The organism is Ruminococcus sp. 1001136sp1, from assembly GCF_039841815.1.
Classification (GTDB): Bacteria; Bacillota; Clostridia; order Lachnospirales; family Lachnospiraceae; genus Blautia_A; species Blautia_A faecis.
Genome location: NZ_JBDPGY010000015.1, coordinates 56,999 through 78,905, shown reverse-complemented (window position 1 = coordinate 78,905; position 21,907 = coordinate 56,999). Strand labels below are relative to the sequence as shown.

Genomic DNA, 21,907 nt, shown 5'->3' with positions numbered 1-21,907 from the left:
CCTATCCTTTCACAGAAAACTCCGGCATATTACTCCGAAAATGCAAAGCAAGCATCTGCTTCTGAAGTTTCTCATTCCTCCTTGCTTCAATGGATATGCTATCACAAAATGTCTGCCACAGTTCCTCGTACTTTCCCATATCCCCTACGGCGCTCCCTGGCACCTGTATATGCACTTCTTTTCTCATGACGCACTCCTTCCCTTTCTCATGGCACAACGCCTTCTGCCTCTTTTCATCATAGATTACCCAGTTCTCATTGGGAAAGCGATTGGAAAAATGAAGAGCCATAAGAGACAGGATATCATTCCCCGGCTGGATCTTTGCCAACAGAAACCTTCCGCCAATCTCCCTGAAACGGACAAACCCAAAATAATGGTGATATTCCCGCTTCACACAGAGTGCCAGTTTCGCAACCCTGGATACATATGGATCTGCCAGTGCCTCCATTACACGTTTTTCGCATCTGCCTCCCCCAAAAGCCCGGTGCAGCACATAATAAATGGCAGTTCCCCTGTCTTCATCTGCTGAAGCTGCCGCCAGACAGATCTGTTCGTAAACCTCGCTTCCCAGTCTCATAAGAATCGTCCTCATAACCTTACCAGCCTTACTCTGATCTGTAGCAATCTCCCGATAAGAAGTGAACAATTCCATGCTTACAGGAAAACTGGTCTGAATGCTCACTTTACAGCCGCCTGCACACTCTTTCCATCCATCATAGACAGCAGAAAAAATCCCCTCCATAGAGTCCTCACATACCAGGATTCTTTTCTCTTGATTCATATAGCTCCCACCTTTCTGTCCACATGATTCTTTGTATTTTCTGTATACAGTCTTCTGCTCCCCATCTCATCTCCAAAGAGGGATAATTGCTGAAATGCAGCTTCATTCTCATGCTTCCGGCAGTTCTCTTCATCCAGAAGATTACGGGTAATATAAGATTCCTCCAACCTGGTATTGTACATCATGCGGCCATTACAGGTGATAAAATATAAGGCACGCTTCAGAACCACACCAATCCTCTTCAAATCTGCAAATTCCAGGGAATGGGTTCTCCTGGCCCCAATGATTCTTCTGGCAGAGGTATAACCGATTCCCGGTACACGAAGAAGTTCATAATAATCTGCCTGGTTGATCTCTACCGGAAAAAACTCCAGATGTGACACTGCCCAGTCTGCCTTGGGATCCAGAAGAAGGTTAAAATCCGGATGCTTCTCTGAAAGCAGTTCTGAAGCCCGAAAACCATAAAACCGCATAAGCCAGTCTGCCTGATAAAGCCGGTGTTCCCGCAAAAGAGGCGGACCTGATAAGGACATGGGCAGATCCTTATCTTCATTTACGGCGACAAAAGCCGAATAAAAAACTCTTTTTAATGCAAAGTTCTTATACAAAGATTCTGCTACTGACACGATCTGATAATCGCTCTCCCCCATAGCTCCAATAATCATCTGGGTACTTTGACCGGCTGGTACAAACTTAGGGGCATGACGGTACAGAACCAATTCCTCTTTATTCTGATCTCGCTGCTGCTGAATCTGCTTCATAGGGCGCAGAATGGTTTGCCTGCTCTTATGCGGTGCCAGTTTCCTAAGCCCGTCTGCAGTAGGAAGTTCCAGGTTCACGCTCATGCGATCTGCCAGATACCCCGCCCTGGCGATCAGTTCAGGAGCAGCACCTGGAATGGCTTTCAAATGAATATATCCCTGAAAATGATATTTATTACGAAGAAGATTTACTGTACAAAGCAGTTCTTCCATAGTCCTGTCTGGACTTTCCTTTACTCCGGAACTTAAAAACAGCCCTTCAATATAGTTCCTCCTATAAAATTCCATAGTCAGACGACACACTTCTTCTGGGGTAAAACTGGTACGCACCACATCATTGGAGGCTCTGTTTATACAGTATTTACAGTCAAATACACATTCATTTGTATAAAGGATCTTCAAAAGACTGATACATCTGCCATCCTGAGCAAAACTATGACAGATTCCGGCAGCAATGCTGTTTCCCATGCCCTTTCCATCTCCCTTTCGATCCACACCACTGGATGTGCAAGCCACATCATATTTCGCGGCATCCGATAAAATCTCCAGCTTCCGCTTCAATGTCATTGATTCCTGAATAATCATCCCGTAACAAAGCTCCTTTTATGTAATCTGTGTTTCGCATTCTTTATTATTCTCAATTTCAGAACGTTTGTTCTTGTTTCATTTTAGAACATATGTTCTGTTTTGTCAATATCATAAAACGGCACGAAATTTTTTCTATACAAAAAGAGCCATAAATCAAAGATTAATTCTAACACTACCTTTGATTTACGGCTCTTATCTCATTCTTTTACTATTAAAGCTCCCGGACGACAGCCAGAAATGGTACATGCTTACATCAGCGAATTCATGAATACCAGACGTTCTGAACGTATGAGCAGATTTTCATATATGTGAATGCTGCCGACAGGTGACCTATCCACTCAATTTCAAATCTGTGTCAGCACAAAAATATCATAAATTGCTTTCACTGCATTTTCAAAATCACGGTTTTCCACACCGATAATAATATTCAGCTCACTGGAACCCTGGTCAATCATCTTAACGTTTACATTTGCATGTGCGAGGGCAGAGAAAATTCTTCCGGCTGTACCGCGGGTGGATTTCATTCCACGTCCTACAACTGCGATCAGGGCAAGGTCAGATTCCATTTCCACAAAATCCGGCTGAACCAGGCGATGGATTCCCGCAATTACCTGCTGCTCCTTTTCTTCAAACTCATCCTGGTGAACATATACTGTCATGGTATCGATACCAGATGGAACATGCTCAAAACTGATTCCCTGGTCTTCAAATACCTGAAGCACTTTTCTGCCAAATCCGATTTCACTGTTCATCATGGACTTCTCAATGTTGATAGAACAGAATCCCTTCTTTCCTGCAATACCGGTTATAGTATATTTCGGCTTGCGGCAGGTACTCTCCACAATAAAAGTTCCCTTATCCTCCGGACGGTTGGTGTTGCGGATATTAATCGGAATTCCCTCTTTTCTTACAGGGAAAATAGCATCTTCATGAAGAACAGTAGCTCCCATATAGGAAAGCTCACGAAGTTCACGGTATGTGATGGTCTCAATCACAGCCGGATTCTTTACAATTCTCGGGTCTGTTACAAGGAAACCGGATACATCAGTCCAGTTTTCATACATATCAGCCTTAATTGCCCTGGCAACCAGAGAACCAGTCACATCAGAACCACCTCTGGAAAAAGTAGTCACAGTTCCATCGTCCTTTGCACCATAAAAACCCGGCACAACTGCATTCTCACATTTGGAAAGACGCTTGTTCAAAAGTTTGTCTGTCTTCTCTGAATCCAGATTTCCGTTTTTATCAAAACGGATTACTTCTGCTGCATCCACAAATTCATAACCAAGATAAGCAGCCATCACTTTGCCGTTCAGATATTCTCCACGGGAAGCGGCGTAATCCCTGCCAATCTGTGCTTTAAAATTCTCTTTGATCAACTGGAAATCCTCTTCCATGGAAAGAGCAAGGCCAAGCCCTTTAATAATCTCATAATAACGAGATTTGATTTCTTCTAAAACCTTTTCAAAATCACCGCCATTTGCAGCTGCGTCATAACAGCTGTAAAGAAGATCTGTTACCTTCGTGTCCCCGTCAAATCTCTTACCTGGTGCAGAAGGAACAACAAAACGTCTGCTCTCTTCACTTCTGATAATATCTCCGACTTTTTCAAACTGCTCCGCATTTGCAAGGGAGCTTCCGCCAAACTTTACAACTTTTCTCATAATCCTTATGCTCCTCAAAAACTTTTTCTCCATTTTATGAAAAAATTCGACTTTTTGCAAGGGTTTTTTCGATTTAATTCGTGAAAGTGTTAAATACCTCCAATACCTGCAGCTGTTCTCCATCTACTTTAAAATGAATATCCCAGGATCCAAAAGACATTCCGTATTTTCTTTCAGGGTCTTTCTGATACCCAGGTCTTGGATCGTTTGCAAGGACAGCCAGAAGTGCTTCTCTTTTTTCCTCTGGAATCTTCTTCAAAAGCTTTTCCGGAAACTCTACTTTCAGCTTATGATCCTGAATCTGGTCGGTAAATCCGCCCGCTGCTTCCGGATGGCTGTCCACGTAAGCCAGATAGGGCTTTATATCATAAATAGGTGTTCCGTCCATAAGATCCGCTCCTGATACATGAAGCACCGGTCCATACTTTTCAGAAAACTCTACGCTCTCCAGCCTTACACTGGAAAGTCCTATGGGATTTGGACGAAAAGGAGACCTTGTAGCAAAAACGCCCATTCTGACGTTTCCCCCAAGTCTTGGAGGACGCACTGTAGGAGACCACTCCTTGCGGACAGCCTGTGAAAATTCCCAGATCAGCCAGATATGGGTATACTCTTCCAGCCCTCGAAATGCCTCATGGTTCCGATATTCCGGTTCAAAAATAATATCCGCCTTTAGTTCCTGTATTCTGCCGCTCTGATGGGGAATTCCAAATTTCGTTGGAAAATCACTTCTGATATGAGCAATTACTTTCATTTCCATTGTTTATTATACCTTTATCAATCTTTATGTGTGCTCCTATAAACCCGCAGATATCATCTATAAACAGCGAACCTCTATTCCTCATGTCCGCCGCTTTTTTCTTCCTCCTTGATTTCCCAGTGAAGCAGGAACGTAAGGGCTGCTCGAAGAGCAATAATTCCGGCTACAATTCCGATTTCTTTCCACTCACGTACCACTACAGTACGAAGAATCTCACTTCCCATTTTAAATTCCAGTCCCATAGCAAGTCCCCTCGCCAGATAGACACCAGTATCTCCGGCATGTTTCAGCCACTTGATAAATCCAGTAATTCCACTCCAGATAATAATGGCAACTCCAATAAACTCAAAAATTACAATGGCGAAACCAGCAATATTCTCCAGAACCCACTCCATAATTCCAGTTATGGTCGTCATCATAGGTACCTCCTTTTTCCTGCTGACAGGATACCTTTTCTTGCAGAATGTATTTTCATCGCTGCACAGCCTGTAAACAGCAACAGTTTCTTATTTTTGCTCCAGCCAGGTCACCACTTCTGTGTGATCTGTAAAACAGAACATTTCCACAGGCTGGATTTCTTTAACTATATAGTTTTTTCTCGTAAGGAAATTAAGGTCTCTTGCAAGTGTTTCCGGGTTACAGGAAATGTAAACAATTTTCTTCGGAGAGAGTTTTATTACGGAATTCAGGAATTTCTCGCTGCTGCCTGAGCGGGGAGGATCCATAAATACCACATCTGCCTTTTCACCAGCTTCTGCCATTGCCTCCATAAATTCACCGGCATCACCCTGGCGGAAAGATATGTTTACCACCTTATTCTCTCTTGCATTGATCCTTGCATCCCTGACTGCATCTTTATTCAGTTCCACTCCGACCACTTCTCTTGCCTTACCAGAAGCTACCAGACCGATGGTACCAATTCCACAATATGCATCAATGACTTTTTCTTTCCCTGTCAGTCCTGCAAATTCCACAGCTTTACCATAAAGAAGTTCGGTCTGCACTGGATTTACCTGATAGAAGGATTTCGGTGAAATACGGAAGGATTTTCCACAAAGGGTATCACGGATAAATCCCTTACCATAAAGTACGATTTCCCGCTCGCCAAGAACCATGCTTGTATTTTTGTCATTAATATTTAATACCACAGTACTGATCTCTGGATGAACTTTTCTTAATGCCTTCACAAAGTTATTCTTGGATGGAAAAATAGGAGAGGCGACCACCAGTACTACCATTACCTCACCTGTAGAAAAGCCACGACGCACCAGTACATGGCGCAGAAGTCCATATCCGGTATCCTCATCATATGTTTTGATCTTAAAAGACTTCAGCATTCCCCGAATGGTACGGATGATTTCCTGACTCTTCTTATCCTCAATCAGACACTGTTCAATAGAAACCACTCTGTGGGTACCAGCCTCATAAATTCCAGAAATAATATTTCCCTTCCGGTCACGGTCAAATACAGCATGAACTTTATTCCGGTAAAAATAAGGATCTTTCATTCCAATTACCGGCTTCACATTCCCAAACTTCTTCAAAAGCCCCTGTACCTGATTTTGTTTCTTTTTAAGCTGTGCGGAATAAGGCACACCCTGATACTGGCACCCACCGCACTTTTTTGCGTATGGACAGACTGTCTGTGTTTTTTTCTCTTCCATAAATTCTCCCTTATCTTTATTTGGCTTTTCGTTCTTCATAATATCTGACTAGAGCGTGCTCTAGCTTCAGCGCCGCCAACGCACTAAAAGTGCCTACAAGGGCTCCAGCCAGCACATCTGTAGGATAGTGTACTCCCACGTACAATCGGGACAAAGCGATCAGTACTGCCAGGACCATGGCTGCTTTTCCCCATTTTCCAGGAAAGGCTTTATAATATACGCCTGCACAGGCAAAAGATGCGCAGGTATGACCTGATGGAAAAGAATAGTCCTTCAGCCTGGCAACCAGAGGCACAAGTCCCTCCACAGAATCATAAGGTCTTATACGCGCTACCAGATCCTTAAGGCATAAATTCGTAACCACTGCCCCTATAGCCAGTGCCAGAAGTGCGGTTACACCTGCCTTTCTTGTCTTCTTTGGAAAAAGAAAGAGCAGCCCCAAAACAATCCAGAACCAGCCTCCGTCTCCTAGAAAGGTAATTCCCTTCCACAGCCAGGTAAACAGATCACTTCTTAAATACTGCTGTATAAAAAGCAGAATCTGTGCATCAATATTATGTATCCATTCAAGCAATTCCACTTATCCTCCACCCGCTTTCAATTCTGATTGCTGTCTATATATTTCTATAATTTATTTTTATAATGGTTCAGCAGACAGTGTGTAACTGCAAAGGAACTCAACAGCTGCTTTTATTTCGTTATTATAGCGTAAAAGACGGTTCGTGTGGTGCGAACCGTCTTAATTCTTTTTAATTCTTATTCACCTGCGTGATACAGGATCTGCTGAAGATATTGCCGATTCTGCTCAAGATCAGGAACCAGAACCTGCATGCCGTCAATCGTCTGAGGTGTGTAGGCTCCATCCTCCGGAATCCGGTATGATGCAATTTCATCTGTACCGATGTTCATCACATCCATGGCATATCCGGTTATATCCCACAAAGAAAGATCCGTAGTAACCATTGGAAGAACATCCTTAACCAGACCTGCAATATCAAAAACTCCCAGATCTTTTATCTTGGCAAAAGCAGCCATAAGTACTTCCTGCTGCCGCTCTGTTCTCCGATAATCGGAATTTCCAATAGAACGGTTGCGTGCATGGATAAGTGCCTGTTCTCCATCCAGATGGTTCATTCCTTCCTGAAGATTCCAGTCGCTTCGAAGAGGCTGAGGGTAAAGAACACTCTGATCTCGTCCGCAGATATAATCTGCTTCCGCCTGAGTCAACTCCAGATCTATTCCTCCAACCTTGTCAACCAGAACCTGGAAAACTTCAAAATCCACTTCCACATTTCCATCTATCTTTACTCCGAAATTTTCTTCCAGAGTCTGGTCCAAAAGATCCATTCCTCCATATGCGTAAGCCGCATTAATACGAGTAGTCGAATATCCAGGAATGGCAACATAAAGATCTCTCATAAAAGAGGTCAGGCTTACAGTACCCTGATCCTTGTCCAATGTAGCAAGAATCATGGAATCGGAACGCTGACGGGACTCTCCCTCTCTTTTGTCCTGTCCGATCAGCAAAATACTCTTGATATTGCTGGTGGCCGCTTCAGCATCCGTATTCTCTGCCTTTACTGTATATGCAAACGCCGTACTCACAGCCGGGCTTTCCAGAAACAGCACCGCGCCAAGGCAGATAAGGGTCTTCTTCCATATGGTAGATCTCATATATTTGCTCCTATGTACATGTGCATGGTCAAAAAGGAATCTTTCTGCCGGTTCTTTCATAACCAGCAGTCGCTATTGATTAATGTTCACTCCGTTCACAGTAATCATTATTTTACTACAATTGTCAGAACAGCTCCGTTTGAAGCATTGCCATTGGAGTCAACAACATAATAAGTCAGTTCATAAGTACCCGGAGTATTCACATCAACAGCTCCAGTGATCTGAATTTTACGGTATAGATCACTTGTTGAATCTTTATCATCCTGAATGTCTTTGACATAACTCAGTCTGTCAATCTGTGTTCCCTTGGCAATTTCAACGTAGTAAGTATTCAGATAAAAACGCGGATCCTGAGGGTTCAGCTGGTCAATCTTTTCTTCTTCCCTTTCCTGCGCTTTTTCTTCTTCTGTCATTTCTGGTTCTTCTTCATCTTCTGAATCAGTCTCATTTTCATCCTGCAGGGCTTCATCCGTTTCTGCATCTGTATCTGTATTGTCAGAAGAAGTTTTGGTTTCTGAAGTAAATCCCATAAGATTTCCCTCGGAAGTCATATGATAAGTTACCTTTGTTACATTGTTACTGTTATCCTTTGCAACATAAACAACTGTGACTTCATCCCCTTTTTCATTTGGATAAACATTCTCAACTGTCAGGCTGGCTGAAACATCTCCATCTCTCTTGTCAACAGCTTTTACTCCTTCCAGAAGATCTTCCGTTGTCATATCCGAAGTGTAGCTGTTTTTCTTGCTCTCTGCAATGGTAATTTCCGGTCCCTTGCGATCCTGCCTCATATACAGCCATCCCAGGATTCCGGTCGCTCCTATTGCCACTGCCGCCATTAAAACAATCAACCATTTACGCATATCTGCAGCTCCTTATACTCAATTTCATCAGCGACGTTTTCTTGATTTCTGTTTCTTGGATCTGCTTTCTTTCTCTGAATATGGAATGCTTCCCAGAACAGAAAGTCCAAGATAACGCTCTACATCTTCCTCAACCTTGATCGTATCATTTGTAAGATAAATGATGATCACAATCGCCATTGCAATGATAACACCTAAAAGTCCACCGATCACACCATTCTTCGCAAGGCTTGGGCTGGCTTTTTCACTTGGGATGTTTGCGCTGTCAACTACGTTAACCGCCTCAATATCCATAACTGACTGAATGTGCTCTGCTGCCATATCACGGATAGCATTGGCCATCTCGCTTGCTGTATATGGATCTTCATCAGATACTATGATCGTTACAATACGGCTGTCTGTAGAAGTATCTACCGTCAGTTTGCCAAGCAGCTGCTGATAGGTAATATTAAGATTCAGCTGTGCAATTACACCTTCAAGAACTGTACGGCTCTTAATAAGTTCCGCATAGTCCTTAGTCAGCTGTGTACTGGTCTGCATATCAGCACTGGTCAGTGTATTGCTGTCCTGTTTATTCAGCACCATGATCTTCGTGGTAGATTCATACTGTGGAGTGATAAAAAGCATTGTTCCGATAATGGAAATCACACCCAGAATGATACCGGAAAGAATAATCACTCCCAGCCTGCTAAGAATCAGGTGAAAAATCTCACCTAAATCGATTTCAATTTCATCGTTATTATTTGTAACCTGATTTTCCATTCTTCTTCTCCGTTACCCTGTAATTTTCTTTACTTTTTCTAAACAGATACATCGTTTCCAACGACATCCCATATATAAAAGTCAAAATCTCTCGTTATTTATAATGCACTCCGGATTGCTGATAAAAATCATATCCGCGTAATCCGTACCCATCATTTTTTCAATTTTGTCGTAACATTTGCCAATGTGAGGCGTTCGTCTGGCCAGATCATGACCGTCAGACCCCACAAAATCCAACATTTCTTCTTTAATTACTTTCTTGCAGAAACGCTTGATCATAAAGCCATCCTCACCAATAATACTGTCCGCATTCATCTGAATATAGGCACCCATATCCCTGAGTTCATCAATAAAATCCAGACCGTTTTTTACTACCGAATGATAGCGTTCTACATGTGCGATAATAGGATAATACCCTTTCCGGATCAATGCCTGCACCCGTTCCCTGATATAGGACTTTTCGTCTGAAGTCCGAAACTCCGTTAACACATAACGGGAACCTGACATGGTAAGTCTTTCCCCTTTTTTCAGACAGTCTGTCATATCCATACTGGAATGAAGCTCGCAGCCCAGATACATCTGAATACCGTCTTCTCCAATCTCAGCGGCAGCCTTCCTCACACGAAGGAACTGCTTCTTAACCTGTTCCAGAGACGGCTCAAACATATCATATCGAAAATGCGGAGTGGCAATAATGTTGCGGACACCATCATCATATTCCTTCTGGAGCATGCGTACAGATGTTTTGAGATCCTTCGCTCCATCATCAACTCCCGGAACAATATGACAGTGAATATCATAAATACCTTTCATTCGCTTCGCCCATTTCCAATCTCTTCATATAGCAATCTCGAATAATGACGGATCAATATTTTCCGTATTCTCCGTACTTGCCATATTTGCCATATTTACCATACTTACCGTATTTACCATATTCCTTAGTATCTACCTTGTTCAAAATTGCACCGATGATCGGACAGTTGGTCTTCTCCAGCTGCCCCTTGATCTCCTGTACAAAATGGTAGCTGATACTACCGGATTCAATTACAATGACAGTTCCATCGCAGGAATCCGCCACAACTGCACAGTCGATTACTCGTCCAAGAGGCGGTGTATCTATGATAATGTAATCATATACATCTCTTACAACACGGATCATGTCTTTAAACTGTCTGCTTCCTAAAAGCTCTGCCGGGTTCGGCGGTACAACACCGGAAAAAATAATGTGAAACTTGGGAAGATTGGTTGCGCAGATAACGTCCTGCAGTTTCGCCTGCTTGGACAGGTAGTGGGTCAGTCCCTTCACTTCTTCCTCAACCTGTACACGTCCCATAAGTACGGATTTACGAAGGTCTGCATCAATCAAAAGTACAGATTTACCACTCTCTGCCAGGGAAGCTGCAAGATGGAAAGTTACATTACTCTTTCCTTCATTCGGGGTACAGCTTGTAAATGCAATCACCTTTTTGTCGGCACCGCAAAATTGAATGTTTGTACGAAGTGCCTTATAAGCCTCATCCATGGATGAATCAGCTTTCCAGTCGCTAATTTTTACTTTTACCATAATTTCGTTTTCACCTTATCTATTTGTTATCCTGTAAATCTGCCATATTTTCCTTCTAATTTCCCATAATTCACGTCATGGCAGTGTCTGCCTAAATATTATACACTAGAAGTACCGCATTGGCTAGTACATTTTCGAACTAAATATGCACAATTTTTCACAAAATTTTCATATTATTCTTGATTCCCTTCCTGAATCCCTTCTATACCCTGAACGGATGATCCCTCTTCCAAAAGATAAACTTCTACATCAAATACACCGCTGTTCAATGCTTCCGCATGGCTTCCCATATAAATATCAATGCGGTTGTTCTTAATGGCGCCGCCGCAGTCTTCTGCCACATAGACCTGTCCATTGATAACTACTTTAGAACCGTAAGGAATTACAGTTGGATCTACTGCAATAGTACGGTTCGTGGTAGCTGTCACACCTGTGGATGTGATTCCGTTTGCCCACGGACCGCAGCAAATGCTGCACTGGCAGTAATGGGTAATATGGAAAACACCAAGTGGACGAAGGCTGCTGTCTGCGGAAACCATAATCGGCTGTCCTTCAAGAACACCTGCATTTCCCCCTGTCTGGGTAACACCTTCTACTGCTTCTGCAAATACGCCCTCTCCTGTACTTTTATGTATAATTCCTGCTTCTACAGTTCCATCTGAGGTTGCATCTGAAGCTACCTGATCCTTATCTTCATACTCCTCCAAAACAGAGGTTGGGATATATCCCACCTGTTCTTCTCCATTATCATCCTCAAATAGAATCCTGCTCCAGATATCATCAATAGTACCTGTACGGCTGATTTCATCTTCTTCCAGCACTTCACCGATCACAGAACCCTCTTTTCTGCCAGGATAATCTAATACATCTGTATCTGCCGCTACTGTGACAGTATCCTGGACTTCCGTAATCTCGTCCTCGATTTTCCCGGAATCCTTTTTTTCGATAGCTTCTTCTGAAACTGTTTCTTCTTTATTATCAGTATTTTCCTGTGCTGTACCTGAAATGGCCGGACCGGCTATTTCCGCTCCAAGCGCAGAAACAGGCATACATGCAGAAACACATACTGCCATAACCAGAAATCTTTTTTTCATGAATTTATATCTCCTGATCTGTTCAATTTTCCCCTCTACTCTTTGTTTATCATAGCACAGCTATTTTCTTATTTCAAATCCCATCAGGCTTTTTAGAAATTTTTCACATTTATTATTGTAGCTTTTTTATTTTTTCATTAAAAAAAACATTATTTCATTTTTTTCAAAAAAACATTTGACAAAATAGATTTTATACTGTATTATATGTTTTGTCGCTGAGGAAAACAGTTGACAGCAATAAATGCGATAGTGGCGTAGTTGGTAACGCGCGACCTTGCCAAGGTCGAGACCGCGGGTTCGAGCCCCGTCTATCGCTCTGAGGCTCCGATTTAGTCGGAGCTTTTTTGTGTCTGAATCCGCCTTACAAAGCGGTCACTGTCTCTTGTATACTTCATAAGAAAATCCCGCTTATTCTTTCGGAAATAATTTATAAAGGACATCTTATTTTAAACAAAAAAGCCTTGTACAATTTGCTTTTCTATCTGAAGATTCTCTATTGACTCATCTTTCAATAAGAGTTTTCAGTTCTTTGCACTTTGTACAAGACCTTTTATTACTTCATTTTATTATTCTGTCCAGAATCCAATATTTTTTCTTAAAACATGTAAAAAAAACTTTCCGCAAGATGTGCGTCTCAATTGCAGGAATGATTTTTCAGCCACGATTTAGTGATGGAATAATCTAATTCCGGTAAATGCCATTGCTATATTGTATTTATTGCAGGTATCGATTACGTCTGCATCTCTCACAGAACCGCCTGGCTGTGCAATATATTTCACGCCACTTTTGTAAGCTCGCTCAATATTGTCGCTGAATGGAAAGAACGCATCAGATCCTAATGTTACATCTGTCATCTGATCCAGCCATGCTCTCTTCTCTTCCTTTGTGAAAACTGCAGGTTTCTCTGTGAATGTCTTTTCCCAGTTTCCATCCGCCAGAACATCCATATACTCATCGCCAATGTAAACATCAATAGCATTGTCGCGCTCAGCTCTTGAAATACTTTCCTTAAATGGAAGATTCAATACTTTCTGGCTTTGGCGAAGGAACCAGTTATCTGCTTTCTGTCCTGCAAGACGTGTACAGTGAACTCTTGACTGCTGTCCTGCACCAACTCCGATTGCCTGTCCGTCTTTTACATAGCATACGGAATTGGACTGGGTGTATTTCAGAATGATCAGGGAAACTTTCATATCACGCTTTGCTTCCTCAGATAATTCTTTATTCTCAGTTACGATGTTGGAAATCAACTCATCATCAATTGCAAGCTCCTGTCTTCCCTGCTCAAAAGTAACGCCGAACACCTGCTTATGCTCTAATGGAGCCGGTACATATTCCGGATCGATCTGAATTACATTGTAGTTGCCTTTTTTCTTCTGTTTCAGAACCTCAAGTGCCTCCTCTGTATAACCAGGAGCGATCACACCGTCGGAAACTTCTCTCTTGATCAGAAGTGCTGTGTCTTTGTCACATACATCAGAAAGGGAAATAAAATCACCGAAGGAAGACATTCTGTCTGCGCCTCTTGCACGGGCATATGCACAGGCAAGCGGCGAAAAATTCTGCCAGTCCATATCCTCTACCCAGTAGATTTTTGCAAGCGTCTCTGTGAGCGGAAGACCAATGGAAGCACCTGCCGGGGAAACATGTTTAAATGAAGTAGCTGCGGGAAGTCCGGTTGCCTTTTTCAGATCACGCACCAGCTGCCAGCCGTTAAAGGCATCCAGAAAATTAATATATCCAGGTTTTCCGGAAAGTACTTTAATTGGCAGTTCACTTCCATCTTCCATGTATATTTTAGATGGTTTCTGATTTGGGTTACAGCCGTATTTTAATTCTAACTCTTTCATGGTTATCTCCTCCATTTTATCTTTTAAGGTAACGATTCAGTAGGTACTATTCCGTGAGGCATTCCGTTTTGTGAATATAATTTACCCAAAACGGAAAGCTTTATTTTCAGTGATTCTTGTTGATAATTTTTGATTCATATTTACCAGTCTCGATATCAATGTATCTCACAAAAAGTGAAACCTTATTGTCTTCATTCAGGCTCTCCCACAACATATCTGCAAACTCATCCATGTTATCCGGAATCTGAACAAGCTTCGGCTCACCCTCAAAGCTTGGCAGCGGGTTTCCATCACATTTATAAGTATGGATAAAATGTCCCTCACCGGCCTTTGCATTCTGATATGCAAAAGTGTAACGGTTGCAGGAGGAAGGATCTCCATTATTGCTTTTCAAAATGGACATTGCATAACTGTAAGAGCCGTTCTCCACATGCATAATTCCGGAAATACGTGGTGTATAGTTTGGTGCATCTGGCTCAAACTCTCTGGAACGTAAAGACTGCTCGAAAGTGAGCTGATGATCCATTCCTTCGTAAATAGTGTCTGTCTGGTCACCATTTGTCACGATTGTTTTATTTCCAAGTACGCGGACAGGTGCATAAATGATCAGGCTTGGATCTACCAGTTTGGAAGGGTCAAATGCCTGTGTGCGGATTCCCTCGCCATCCTCCACAAATACACGGTTGCGGCTGTTTTCACTTCTTCCCATAATAAAGTAAGCAGTAACTGCCTTCGTTCCATCAGCGCTGCGGCCAATGATGATTCCTCGTCCCGGGTAAGAATTTTCCTTCAGTTCTTTGTCCAATGCTATCATTTCCATGCAGATGTTCTCCTTTCGAAATTTACATGAGTATATTACCGCAGCCACCAGATTTTCATCAATCGTGTAAATGTTGACTGCGTGTATAAAAAAACGCCTGGGAAGCCTCTCTTCCAGGCTGCCCAGGCGGTCGACACAATGATATTACTGCACTCCCTGTGGGTATTCCCACGATCCGCCAGTCATGCAGTTCTTTTTTATACTACAATATTTTTTTCGTTATTTCAAGATGGGAAATCTTTTTCTTTTATGTACAATTTTTTTGTGGTTACTGGTCACGGAGTGACCAGTAACACGCTTCGCGATGCACAGAAATCATGCATTCGCATGATTTCGCGCTGAGATTCTCGGGTTTTCTGTGAACTTTGTTCACAAAAAACACCTCGCGGAACGTTACCAATGACCAGTAACTTTTTGTGGTTACTGGTCGCAATGCCTGCATAAGCAAATTTATGGATATAGTCCGTACTTTTTTCTCAGGAAATCCCCATCAAGCCCTGATCTATTGTGATCTGTGCACTGATATCCGCCTTCATCTGCTCCCAGGCATCCGGATGATCCACATAATACTTGGGGCATTCCTTGCCTGTCACATCATAATGCCGGATCACCTGCTCTGAGGTCAGCCCAAATCGGGCGCACAGCCATGCAGCCAGCTTTACCACAGAATCATAAGTTTCCTGTTCAAAAACGCCGGTATCATCTTTATGACAGCACTCAATGGAAATACTGTCCACATTCCTTGAGTTAGTCGCATAAGACATCTCCGAGGTAGGAATACACTGGATCACTTCACCCTCCAGTCCTACTACAAAATGGCTGCTTACTTTCGCCTCATGAGAAATGGAAAGATTCTCAAAATAATCCCTGTTATTCTGGGCTGTGGCACCGGGATTGGCTGTATAATGGATCGCTATGTAATCAGCTCCATTCAGGGGCAGCTGAGGCCTGGAATACTCATTTGGAGTCAATAATTGTACATCTATGTAGGGAGCACCCTGGGACATCCATTCTTCCGGTCCATAATTCGTATGATCATTCGTTTCCTGGAATGTCTCTGCACTTTCCTCCTGCTTCTGTCCTTTCCTTACCATCAGAATAACCACTCCTGTCACAACCAGAAGCAAAAGAAGCACCAGTAATGCCAGACGCTGATTTCTCTGACGGATTCTGCCGCCCTTATCTGTTTTTTCTCTTTTGTTAAAAGAAGGCCGCCTTGAAAAAGACGGCCTTGCAGATTTTCTTTTCATTATTTGTCATCCACACTGTAGTTCGGTGCTTCTTTTGTAATGTGAATGTCATGTGGGTGAGACTCTTTCAGGGAAGCAGCAGAAATCTTCACGAATTTACCATTCTGTTTCAGTGCTTCAATATTCTCAGCTCCACAGTATCCCATACCGGAGCGAAGTCCTCCGATCAGCTGGAATACAGTGTCCTCAAGGTGTCCCTTGTATGCAACACGTCCTTCCACACCTTCCGGAACAAGCTTCTTGGCATTCTCCTGGAAGTAACGGTCCTTGCTGCCATTCTCCATAGCTGCAATGGATCCCATTCCACGGTATACTTTATATTTTCTTCCCTGATATAACTCGAAAGTTCCCGGGCTCTCATCGCATCCGGCGAACATGCTTCCCATCATACAAACGTTTGCACCAGCTGCGATTGCCTTGGTAACATCGCCTGAATACTTGATACCACCGTCTGCAATAATCGGAATACCATATCTCTTGGCAACCTCATAGCAATCCATGACTGCTGTGATCTGCGGTACACCAATACCAGCAACTACACGGGTGGTACAGATAGAACCAGGTCCGATTCCGACCTTAACTGCATCTACACCAGCATCGATCAGAGCCTTAGTAGCGGCTCCTGTGGCAACGTTTCCTGCGATAACCTGCAGCTCCGGATATGCAGCCTTGATCTCTCGTACAGCACGGAGGATATTCTCAGAATGACCATGAGCAGAATCAACAACGATGACATCAACATTTGCCTTCACAAGTGCGTCTACACGGGCAAGCACGTTGGCGGTAATACCAACAGCAGCCCCACAGAGAAGACGTCCCTGTTCATCTTTGGCAGCCAGAGGATATTTGATCTGTTTCTCAATATCCTTGATGGTGATAAGTCCTTTTAAGTTAAAATCATCATCTACAATGGGTAATTTCTCTTTACGGGATTTCGCAAGGATCTCTTTCGCCTCTTCCAGTGTAATACCTTCTTTGGCTGTGATCAGTCCCTCAGATGTCATGGACTCTTTGATCTTCTTGCTAAAATCTGTCTCAAACTTCAGATCACGGTTGGTAATAATACCTACCAGCTTCTTGCCTTCTGTGATCGGGACACCGGAAATACGGAATTTCGCCATTAAGTCATTGGCATCCTTCAATGTATGTTCCGGAGATAAGAAAAATGGATCTGTGATAACACCATTCTCAGAACGCTTAACCTTGTCCACCTCTTCTGCCTGCGCCTCGATAGACATGTTCTTGTGAATGATACCGATACCTCCCTGACGTGCCATGGCAATCGCCATATTGTACTCAGTAACGGTGTCCATTCCTGCACTCATCATGGGAATGTTCAGTTTAATCTTCTTTGTAAGGTAAGTTGAAACGTCAACTTGATTCGGGATTACTTTGGAGTACGCCGGAACTAAAAGGACGTCGTCGAAAGTAATGCCTTCACCAATGATAGTACCCATTGCTTTTCCTCCCTTGTCTTATTGTGTCTTTGGTTTGTAGATTAGTGTAGCAAAAAACTAAAAGTGTGTCAATCTAGTAAATTAATCTAAAAATACTTTGCTCGGAGCAGTATTTCTCATGGTTTTTGCCAATATTTCATCTGGCTCGATAATTACTTTGCAGGTATCTGCGCCATCGCGGCAGACAATTGCAAAACGCTTATGTTCCGGATTTCCGGAGGAAAAATCCTGTACTTTCAGCTTCTGGTTGCTGTTGTAATAGTCCATTCTATGTGAGTTAAGAGGTGCCATAATATCACATTCTGTGATGTTCAGGCTTTTTACTCTTTTTCTCTTGGACTTTGCCATGATCTTGTCAATGTCAAGTTCTCCGTTTACAAACAGGTACTCAAATTCCAGATCAGTGCCTGGAAAGATAAAAAGATAGGCACAGACTCCCAGCACAATTGCCGCGATCAGAAGCAGGGGCATGATAAACAGACCTGCGAGTACCAGAAGCACGATCAGTGCAATGATACTGCCTTTTACCAGCCTGTCCTTTGCGGTCCGCTCTTTTTTTACAAGCAGCTCAGAATACAAATCGCTCATATTACAATTCTCCTTTGTTTTTTTGCCAGCCGGCATGTTGTTTTAAGTATAACACACAAAAGTTTTCCTGTGAACATCGTTCCTGATAAAACGCGGAATATTGCCAGTACACAGTTACTGTTCACTCCGTTCACAGTAACGCGCTTCGCGATGCACAGAAATCATGCATTCGCATGATTTCGCGCCGCAATTCTCGGGTTTTCTGTGAACTTTGTTCACAAAAAACGCCTCGCGGAACGTTACCAGTGAACAGTAACAGTACACAGTTACTGTAAAAAATGACTTTTATTGAATGCAAAAGGGCCAGCGTCTTTGACACCGACCCTTATGAGTTCTGAATTATACCTTCAAAAATCCTTTCATGGATTTTCCGTTCTGTTTTCCGCTGCCGGAAATTACATCATTCCCATACCCTGACCGCCAGCTGGCATTGCCGGAGTATCTTCTTTGATATTTGCAACAACAGACTCAGTTGTAAGCAGAGTAGAAGCAACACTTGTTGCGTTCTGAAGAGCACTTCTTGTAACCTTTGCAGGATCAAGGATTCCCTCGTCTACCATGTTTACATATTTGTCGTTCAGAGCATCAAAACCAACACCTGGCTCAGACTCTCTTACTTTGTTGATGATAACTGCACCTTCAAGACCTGCATTAGCAGCAATACGGAACAGCGGAGCTTCCAGTGCTTTCAGGATGATGTTTGCACCAGTCTTCTCATCTCCCTCAAGACCTGCTGCAAGTTTTGCAACCTCTTTGGAAGCGTGGATATATGCAGAACCGCCTCCTGCAATGATTCCTTCTTCAACAGCTGCTCTGGTAGCTGCAAGAGCATCTTCCATACGAAGTTTTGCTTCTTTCATCTCAGTCTCAGTAGCTGCACCAACACGAACCACTGCTACACCACCAGCAAGTTTTGCAAGTCTTTCCTGAAGCTTCTCTCTGTCGAAATCAGATTTTGTCTCCTCAATCTGAGCACGGATCTGGGCAACACGATTGGCAATTGCTTCTTTATCTCCCATACCATCGACAATAACAGTATTCTCTTTTGCAACTTTAACAGATTTTGCACGTCCTAACTGAGCCATTGTAGCATCTTTCAGTTCAAGACCTACCTCGTCAGAAATTACAGTACCACCTGTCAGAATTGCGATATCCTGAAGCATTTCTTTTCTTCTGTCACCATAGCCAGGAGCTTTTACAGCTACTACCTGGAAGGTTCCTCTTAATTTGTTTACGATCAGAGTGGTAAGAGCCTCACCCTCAACATCCTCAGCGATGATAAGAAGTTTTGCTCCAGCCTGTACGATCTGCTCCAGCAGCGGAAGAACTTCCTGAATGTTGGAGATTTTCTTGTCTGTGATCAGAATATATGGATCCTCAAGGTTTGCTTCCATCTTCTCCATATCAGTGGACATGTATGCGGAAATATATCCACGGTCAAACTGCATACCTTCTACAAGGTCAAGCTCTGTGTGCATGGTCTTGGACTCTTCTACAGTAATAACACCGTCGTTGGAAACTTTTTCCATTGCATTTGCAACAAGCTCTCCGACTTCTTTATCTCCGGCGGAAATAGATGCAACGTTTGCGATCTGTTTCTTTCCGCTTACTTTCTGGCTCATGTTCTTGATTGCTTCTACAGCAGCATCTGTAGCTTTCTTCATACCGCGTCTCATAACGATCGGGTTAGCACCTGCTGCCAGATTCTTCATTCCTTCATGAACCATTGCCTGGGCAAGTACAGTAGCAGTTGTAGTACCGTCACCAGCTACATCGTTTGTCTTGGATGCAACTTCCTTGATCAGCTGAGCTCCCATGTTCTCGAAAGCATCCTCAAGCTCGATCTCTTTTGCGATTGTAACACCATCGTTTGTGATAAGCGGAGCACCGAACTGTTTATCAAGTACTACGTTTCTTCCTTTCGGTCCAAGTGTTACTCTTACGGTATCAGCAAGTTTATTTACACCAGCCTCTAATGCTGTTCTGGCTTCTGCGCCATATTTAATCTCTTTTGCCATAATGAATCATCCTCCTGATTTCAAGTTATTTATAAGGTTATGTCTTATTTCACAATTGCAAGAATATCGCTCTGTTTTACAATGATATACTCTTCACCGTCAAGCTTAACCTCTGTTCCTGAATATTTGGAATAGATAACCTTGTCGCCTACAGTAACTTCCATTTTCACTTCTTTGCCGTCAACAACTCCGCCAGGTCCTACTGCGATTACTTCTGCCTGCTGTGGTTTCTCCTGTGCCTGTCCTGGAAGAACGATACCGGATTTTGTTGTCTCTTCTGCTTCTAACTGTTTTAATACAACTCTGTCGCCTAATGGAACTAATTTCATGATCTATGTCCTCCTTTAGAATTGCTTTTCTTTTCCTTGCTAGCACTCATTATTGCCGAGTGCTAATCACTGTCCATTATATTATTGAATTATCGTTATTTGTGCAACTCTTTTCATAGTTGTATTTTTAAGTATATTCTTTTTTATTCTCTTTTATGCTCTTTTTTTCTCTTGTTTTCTCACTTTAAAAATTTTCTGAATTTTTTTCTATTTCGAAGCTTCTGAAGACTGCCTGGTAAAGTTTTTTTGTGAAATCATGAATTCCAACGAAGTTTCCTGTTATACACAAAAAAGAACTGCCCTCCAGAGCGTGTTTGAAAAATCATTCCCGCAATCTGCACCTCACAATTTGCAGAAAGCCTTTTTCAAACACGTTCAAAGGAAAACAGTTCTTCTGTACACTTGTTTATTATTTATTGAATTCACTCAGGCCTTTTTATTTCTCTGGGCCTTAATCTCTTCTAATTCATCAAAGATCACTTCATTGAGAACCTTGATATAGGTTCCCTTCATACCGGATGACCGGGACTCAATAACGCCTGCGCTCTCGAACTTGCGGAGTGCATTTACGATTACTGATCTGGTAATACCTACTCTGTCTGCAATCTTGCTGGCAACAAGAATTCCCTCATCTCCGTCAAGCTCATCAAAAATGTGGATGATAGCTTCCAGTTCAGAGAAAGAAAGTGTGTTAAAAGCAGATTTTACAACCTGTTTCTTTCGGTCTTCCTCAGCATTCTCTTCATGTACAGCCCGCATCATCTCAAGACCTACAACTGTAGTGCCGTATTCACTGACAATAATATCCTCAATATCATATGGACGATCCTTGCGGTACATAAACACCGTTCCAAGACGTTCTCCTGCAATATCAATAGGATTGATGATTCCCTGATAGCTGCTGGAAACATGCTCAAAGCCAAGTGTCTGAAGATTCACGTTCTCTTTGGTAGATAATACCCCTAAAAAACGCTCATTCAGCAGAGGGTCAACATGACCGCCCACCTCATCAGCTATCAGCTCCTGGATTTCCTCAACTCCCGGGCAAAAGCTTACACCAAGCACCTTGCCTTTCTTGCTGAGAACCAGGATATTAGAACTTAAAGTATCCATCAGGACCTGGCAGATATCATTAAAAACCACCTTACTGGAACTGCTGTTATGGAGAAGTTTATTGATTTTTCTTGTTTTATCAAGTAACTGAACGCTCATTTTGTCCTCCCTTCGCTTTTGTTACATGAGAGCCTGTTTGAAAACCCACTCCCGCAATCTGTACGCTCCACTTTGCAGGAGATTTTGCAGAAAGCATTTTTCAGGCATGCTCTGACTTTACCTGTTATTCTAATACTACACGTTTTTCAAACTATTTACAAGCTATTTTTTACTATTTTTCAATTTTGTTTAGCTTTTCTGAAAATAT

General features: G+C 42.6%; 21 protein-coding genes, 1 tRNA gene and 1 riboswitch. Of the genes, 1 reads left to right on the top strand and 21 read right to left on the bottom strand.

The genetic code is table 11. From position 1 onward, the window contains the following. Window position 1: 1 nt before the first annotated feature. The 13 genes from ABHC48_RS14230 to ABHC48_RS14170 form a co-directional block, all read right to left on the bottom strand. Window positions 2–781 carry a TIGR03915 family putative DNA repair protein gene (locus tag ABHC48_RS14230; RefSeq protein WP_347088824.1) on the bottom strand — a complete coding sequence of 260 codons (780 nt, stop codon included), beginning with the start codon at window positions 779–781 and terminating at the stop codon, window positions 2–4. Further along, complete coding sequence (locus tag ABHC48_RS14225; RefSeq protein WP_173716447.1) at window positions 778–2,127, bottom strand: putative DNA modification/repair radical SAM protein; 1,350 nt, start codon at window positions 2,125–2,127, stop codon at window positions 778–780. Before ABHC48_RS14225 ends, ABHC48_RS14230 begins: the two co-directional genes overlap by 4 nt. A 347-nt stretch (window positions 2,128–2,474) precedes the next feature. Next, complete coding sequence (locus ABHC48_RS14220) at window positions 2,475–3,794, bottom strand: aspartate kinase (RefSeq protein WP_226815274.1); 1,320 nt, start codon at window positions 3,792–3,794, stop codon at window positions 2,475–2,477. Between the two features lie 73 nt (window positions 3,795–3,867). Then, window positions 3,868–4,548 (bottom strand): tRNA (N6-threonylcarbamoyladenosine(37)-N6)-methyltransferase TrmO, encoded by a 681-nt coding sequence (tsaA, locus tag ABHC48_RS14215; RefSeq protein ID WP_148462800.1) that lies wholly within the window; start codon window positions 4,546–4,548, stop codon window positions 3,868–3,870. Window positions 4,549–4,628: 80 nt separating this feature from the next. Next, window positions 4,629–4,973 (bottom strand): DUF1622 domain-containing protein, encoded by a 345-nt coding sequence (locus ABHC48_RS14210; RefSeq protein ID WP_173718265.1) that lies wholly within the window; start codon window positions 4,971–4,973, stop codon window positions 4,629–4,631. Between the two features lie 87 nt (window positions 4,974–5,060). Continuing rightward, window positions 5,061–6,218 (bottom strand): 23S rRNA (uracil(1939)-C(5))-methyltransferase RlmD, encoded by a 1,158-nt coding sequence (gene rlmD / locus ABHC48_RS14205; RefSeq protein ID WP_148462769.1) that lies wholly within the window; start codon window positions 6,216–6,218, stop codon window positions 5,061–5,063. 16 nt (window positions 6,219–6,234) lie between these two features. Continuing rightward, window positions 6,235–6,798: a phosphatase PAP2 family protein gene (locus ABHC48_RS14200; RefSeq protein ID WP_118579130.1), complete on the bottom strand. Its 564-nt coding sequence runs from the start codon at window positions 6,796–6,798 to the stop codon at window positions 6,235–6,237. 176 nt (window positions 6,799–6,974) lie between these two features. Continuing rightward, window positions 6,975–7,892 carry an LCP family protein gene (locus ABHC48_RS14195; protein ID WP_178090676.1) on the bottom strand — a complete coding sequence of 306 codons (918 nt, stop codon included), beginning with the start codon at window positions 7,890–7,892 and terminating at the stop codon, window positions 6,975–6,977. Between the two features lie 107 nt (window positions 7,893–7,999). After that, window positions 8,000–8,755 (bottom strand): immunoglobulin-like domain-containing protein, encoded by a 756-nt coding sequence (locus ABHC48_RS14190; protein WP_347505721.1) that lies wholly within the window; start codon window positions 8,753–8,755, stop codon window positions 8,000–8,002. A gap of 27 nt (window positions 8,756–8,782) precedes the next feature. After that, window positions 8,783–9,517 carry a Wzz/FepE/Etk N-terminal domain-containing protein gene (locus tag ABHC48_RS14185; RefSeq protein WP_118579139.1) on the bottom strand — a complete coding sequence of 245 codons (735 nt, stop codon included), beginning with the start codon at window positions 9,515–9,517 and terminating at the stop codon, window positions 8,783–8,785. Window positions 9,518–9,598: 81 nt separating this feature from the next. Continuing rightward, window positions 9,599–10,330, bottom strand: a complete 732-nt coding sequence (locus tag ABHC48_RS14180; protein WP_173716439.1) for a CpsB/CapC family capsule biosynthesis tyrosine phosphatase — start codon at window positions 10,328–10,330, stop codon at window positions 9,599–9,601. 52 nt (window positions 10,331–10,382) lie between these two features. Next, window positions 10,383–11,081: a CpsD/CapB family tyrosine-protein kinase gene (locus ABHC48_RS14175; protein ID WP_118579145.1), complete on the bottom strand. Its 699-nt coding sequence runs from the start codon at window positions 11,079–11,081 to the stop codon at window positions 10,383–10,385. Between the two features lie 173 nt (window positions 11,082–11,254). After that, on the bottom strand, window positions 11,255–12,175 hold the full coding sequence (locus ABHC48_RS14170; RefSeq protein ID WP_347505720.1) for a 3D domain-containing protein: 921 nt from the start codon (window positions 12,173–12,175) through the stop codon (window positions 11,255–11,257). Window positions 12,176–12,418: 243 nt separating this feature from the next. Here ABHC48_RS14170 and ABHC48_RS14165 point away from each other — a divergent pair. After that, window positions 12,419–12,491 (top strand) — tRNA-Gly (locus ABHC48_RS14165). Window positions 12,492–12,840: 349 nt separating this feature from the next. Here the strand turns inward: ABHC48_RS14165 and ABHC48_RS14160 are convergent. The 8 genes from ABHC48_RS14160 to codY all read right to left on the bottom strand — a co-directional run bounded on the left by ABHC48_RS14160 (window position 12,841) and on the right by codY (window position 21,699). Next, the gene (locus ABHC48_RS14160) at window positions 12,841–14,025 is read right to left on the bottom strand and encodes a phosphoribosylaminoimidazolecarboxamide formyltransferase (RefSeq protein ID WP_118579151.1); all 1,185 of its coding nucleotides are present in this window, start codon (window positions 14,023–14,025) and stop codon (window positions 12,841–12,843) included. A 106-nt stretch (window positions 14,026–14,131) separates the two neighbouring features. Further along, entirely contained in the window at window positions 14,132–14,845 is a 714-nt protein-coding gene (locus ABHC48_RS14155) for an IMP cyclohydrolase (RefSeq protein WP_148462774.1), read from the bottom strand. A 113-nt stretch (window positions 14,846–14,958) separates the two neighbouring features. Continuing rightward, window positions 14,959–15,041: riboswitch (ZMP/ZTP riboswitch) on the bottom strand. Window positions 15,042–15,321: 280 nt separating this feature from the next. Continuing rightward, window positions 15,322–16,095 carry a peptidoglycan recognition family protein gene (locus ABHC48_RS14150; protein WP_173716436.1) on the bottom strand — a complete coding sequence of 258 codons (774 nt, stop codon included), beginning with the start codon at window positions 16,093–16,095 and terminating at the stop codon, window positions 15,322–15,324. Further along, a complete protein-coding gene (gene guaB, locus ABHC48_RS14145; protein ID WP_118579160.1) occupies window positions 16,095–17,552 on the bottom strand; it encodes an IMP dehydrogenase in 1,458 nt (485 codons plus the stop codon). Before guaB ends, ABHC48_RS14150 begins: the two co-directional genes overlap by 1 nt. 81 nt (window positions 17,553–17,633) lie before the next feature. After that, window positions 17,634–18,140 carry a DUF6106 family protein gene (locus ABHC48_RS14140; protein ID WP_118579163.1) on the bottom strand — a complete coding sequence of 169 codons (507 nt, stop codon included), beginning with the start codon at window positions 18,138–18,140 and terminating at the stop codon, window positions 17,634–17,636. A 395-nt stretch (window positions 18,141–18,535) separates the two neighbouring features. Further along, on the bottom strand, window positions 18,536–20,158 hold the full coding sequence (gene groL, locus ABHC48_RS14135) for a chaperonin GroEL (protein ID WP_195699913.1): 1,623 nt from the start codon (window positions 20,156–20,158) through the stop codon (window positions 18,536–18,538). Between the two features lie 44 nt (window positions 20,159–20,202). Continuing rightward, window positions 20,203–20,487, bottom strand: coding sequence for a co-chaperone GroES (gene groES / locus ABHC48_RS14130; RefSeq protein WP_118579169.1), 285 nt, complete (start codon window positions 20,485–20,487; stop codon window positions 20,203–20,205). Between the two features lie 426 nt (window positions 20,488–20,913). Then, a complete protein-coding gene (gene codY, locus ABHC48_RS14125) occupies window positions 20,914–21,699 on the bottom strand; it encodes a GTP-sensing pleiotropic transcriptional regulator CodY (protein WP_118579172.1) in 786 nt (261 codons plus the stop codon). Window positions 21,700–21,907: the final 208 nt, after the last annotated feature.

Excerpts from the sequence above, each read along its gene's own strand:
- ABHC48_RS14230 (WP_347088824.1), bottom strand. The coding sequence starts at position 781 with ATGAATCAAGAGAAAAGAATCCTGGTATGTGAGGACTCTATGGAGGGG.
- ABHC48_RS14225 (WP_173716447.1), bottom strand. The coding sequence starts at position 2,127 with ATGATTATTCAGGAATCAATGACATTGAAGCGGAAGCTGGAGATTTTA.
- ABHC48_RS14220 (WP_226815274.1), bottom strand. The coding sequence starts at position 3,794 with ATGAGAAAAGTTGTAAAGTTTGGCGGAAGCTCCCTTGCAAATGCGGAG.
- tsaA (WP_148462800.1), bottom strand. The coding sequence starts at position 4,548 with ATGAAAGTAATTGCTCATATCAGAAGTGATTTTCCAACGAAATTTGGA.
- ABHC48_RS14210 (WP_173718265.1), bottom strand. The coding sequence starts at position 4,973 with ATGATGACGACCATAACTGGAATTATGGAGTGGGTTCTGGAGAATATT.
- rlmD (WP_148462769.1), bottom strand. The coding sequence starts at position 6,218 with ATGGAAGAGAAAAAAACACAGACAGTCTGTCCATACGCAAAAAAGTGC.
- ABHC48_RS14195 (WP_178090676.1), bottom strand. The coding sequence starts at position 7,892 with ATGAGATCTACCATATGGAAGAAGACCCTTATCTGCCTTGGCGCGGTG.
- ABHC48_RS14190 (WP_347505721.1), bottom strand. The coding sequence starts at position 8,755 with ATGCGTAAATGGTTGATTGTTTTAATGGCGGCAGTGGCAATAGGAGCG.
- ABHC48_RS14185 (WP_118579139.1), bottom strand. The coding sequence starts at position 9,517 with ATGGAAAATCAGGTTACAAATAATAACGATGAAATTGAAATCGATTTA.
- ABHC48_RS14180 (WP_173716439.1), bottom strand. The coding sequence starts at position 10,330 with ATGAAAGGTATTTATGATATTCACTGTCATATTGTTCCGGGAGTTGAT.
- ABHC48_RS14175 (WP_118579145.1), bottom strand. The coding sequence starts at position 11,081 with ATGGTAAAAGTAAAAATTAGCGACTGGAAAGCTGATTCATCCATGGAT.
- ABHC48_RS14170 (WP_347505720.1), bottom strand. The coding sequence starts at position 12,175 with ATGAAAAAAAGATTTCTGGTTATGGCAGTATGTGTTTCTGCATGTATG.
- ABHC48_RS14160 (WP_118579151.1), bottom strand. The coding sequence starts at position 14,025 with ATGAAAGAGTTAGAATTAAAATACGGCTGTAACCCAAATCAGAAACCA.
- ABHC48_RS14155 (WP_148462774.1), bottom strand. The coding sequence starts at position 14,845 with ATGGAAATGATAGCATTGGACAAAGAACTGAAGGAAAATTCTTACCCG.
- ABHC48_RS14150 (WP_173716436.1), bottom strand. The coding sequence starts at position 16,095 with ATGAAAAGAAAATCTGCAAGGCCGTCTTTTTCAAGGCGGCCTTCTTTT.
- guaB (WP_118579160.1), bottom strand. The coding sequence starts at position 17,552 with ATGGGTACTATCATTGGTGAAGGCATTACTTTCGACGACGTCCTTTTA.
- ABHC48_RS14140 (WP_118579163.1), bottom strand. The coding sequence starts at position 18,140 with ATGAGCGATTTGTATTCTGAGCTGCTTGTAAAAAAAGAGCGGACCGCA.
- groL (WP_195699913.1), bottom strand. The coding sequence starts at position 20,158 with ATGGCAAAAGAGATTAAATATGGCGCAGAAGCCAGAACAGCATTAGAG.
- groES (WP_118579169.1), bottom strand. The coding sequence starts at position 20,487 with ATGAAATTAGTTCCATTAGGCGACAGAGTTGTATTAAAACAGTTAGAA.
- codY (WP_118579172.1), bottom strand. The coding sequence starts at position 21,699 with ATGAGCGTTCAGTTACTTGATAAAACAAGAAAAATCAATAAACTTCTC.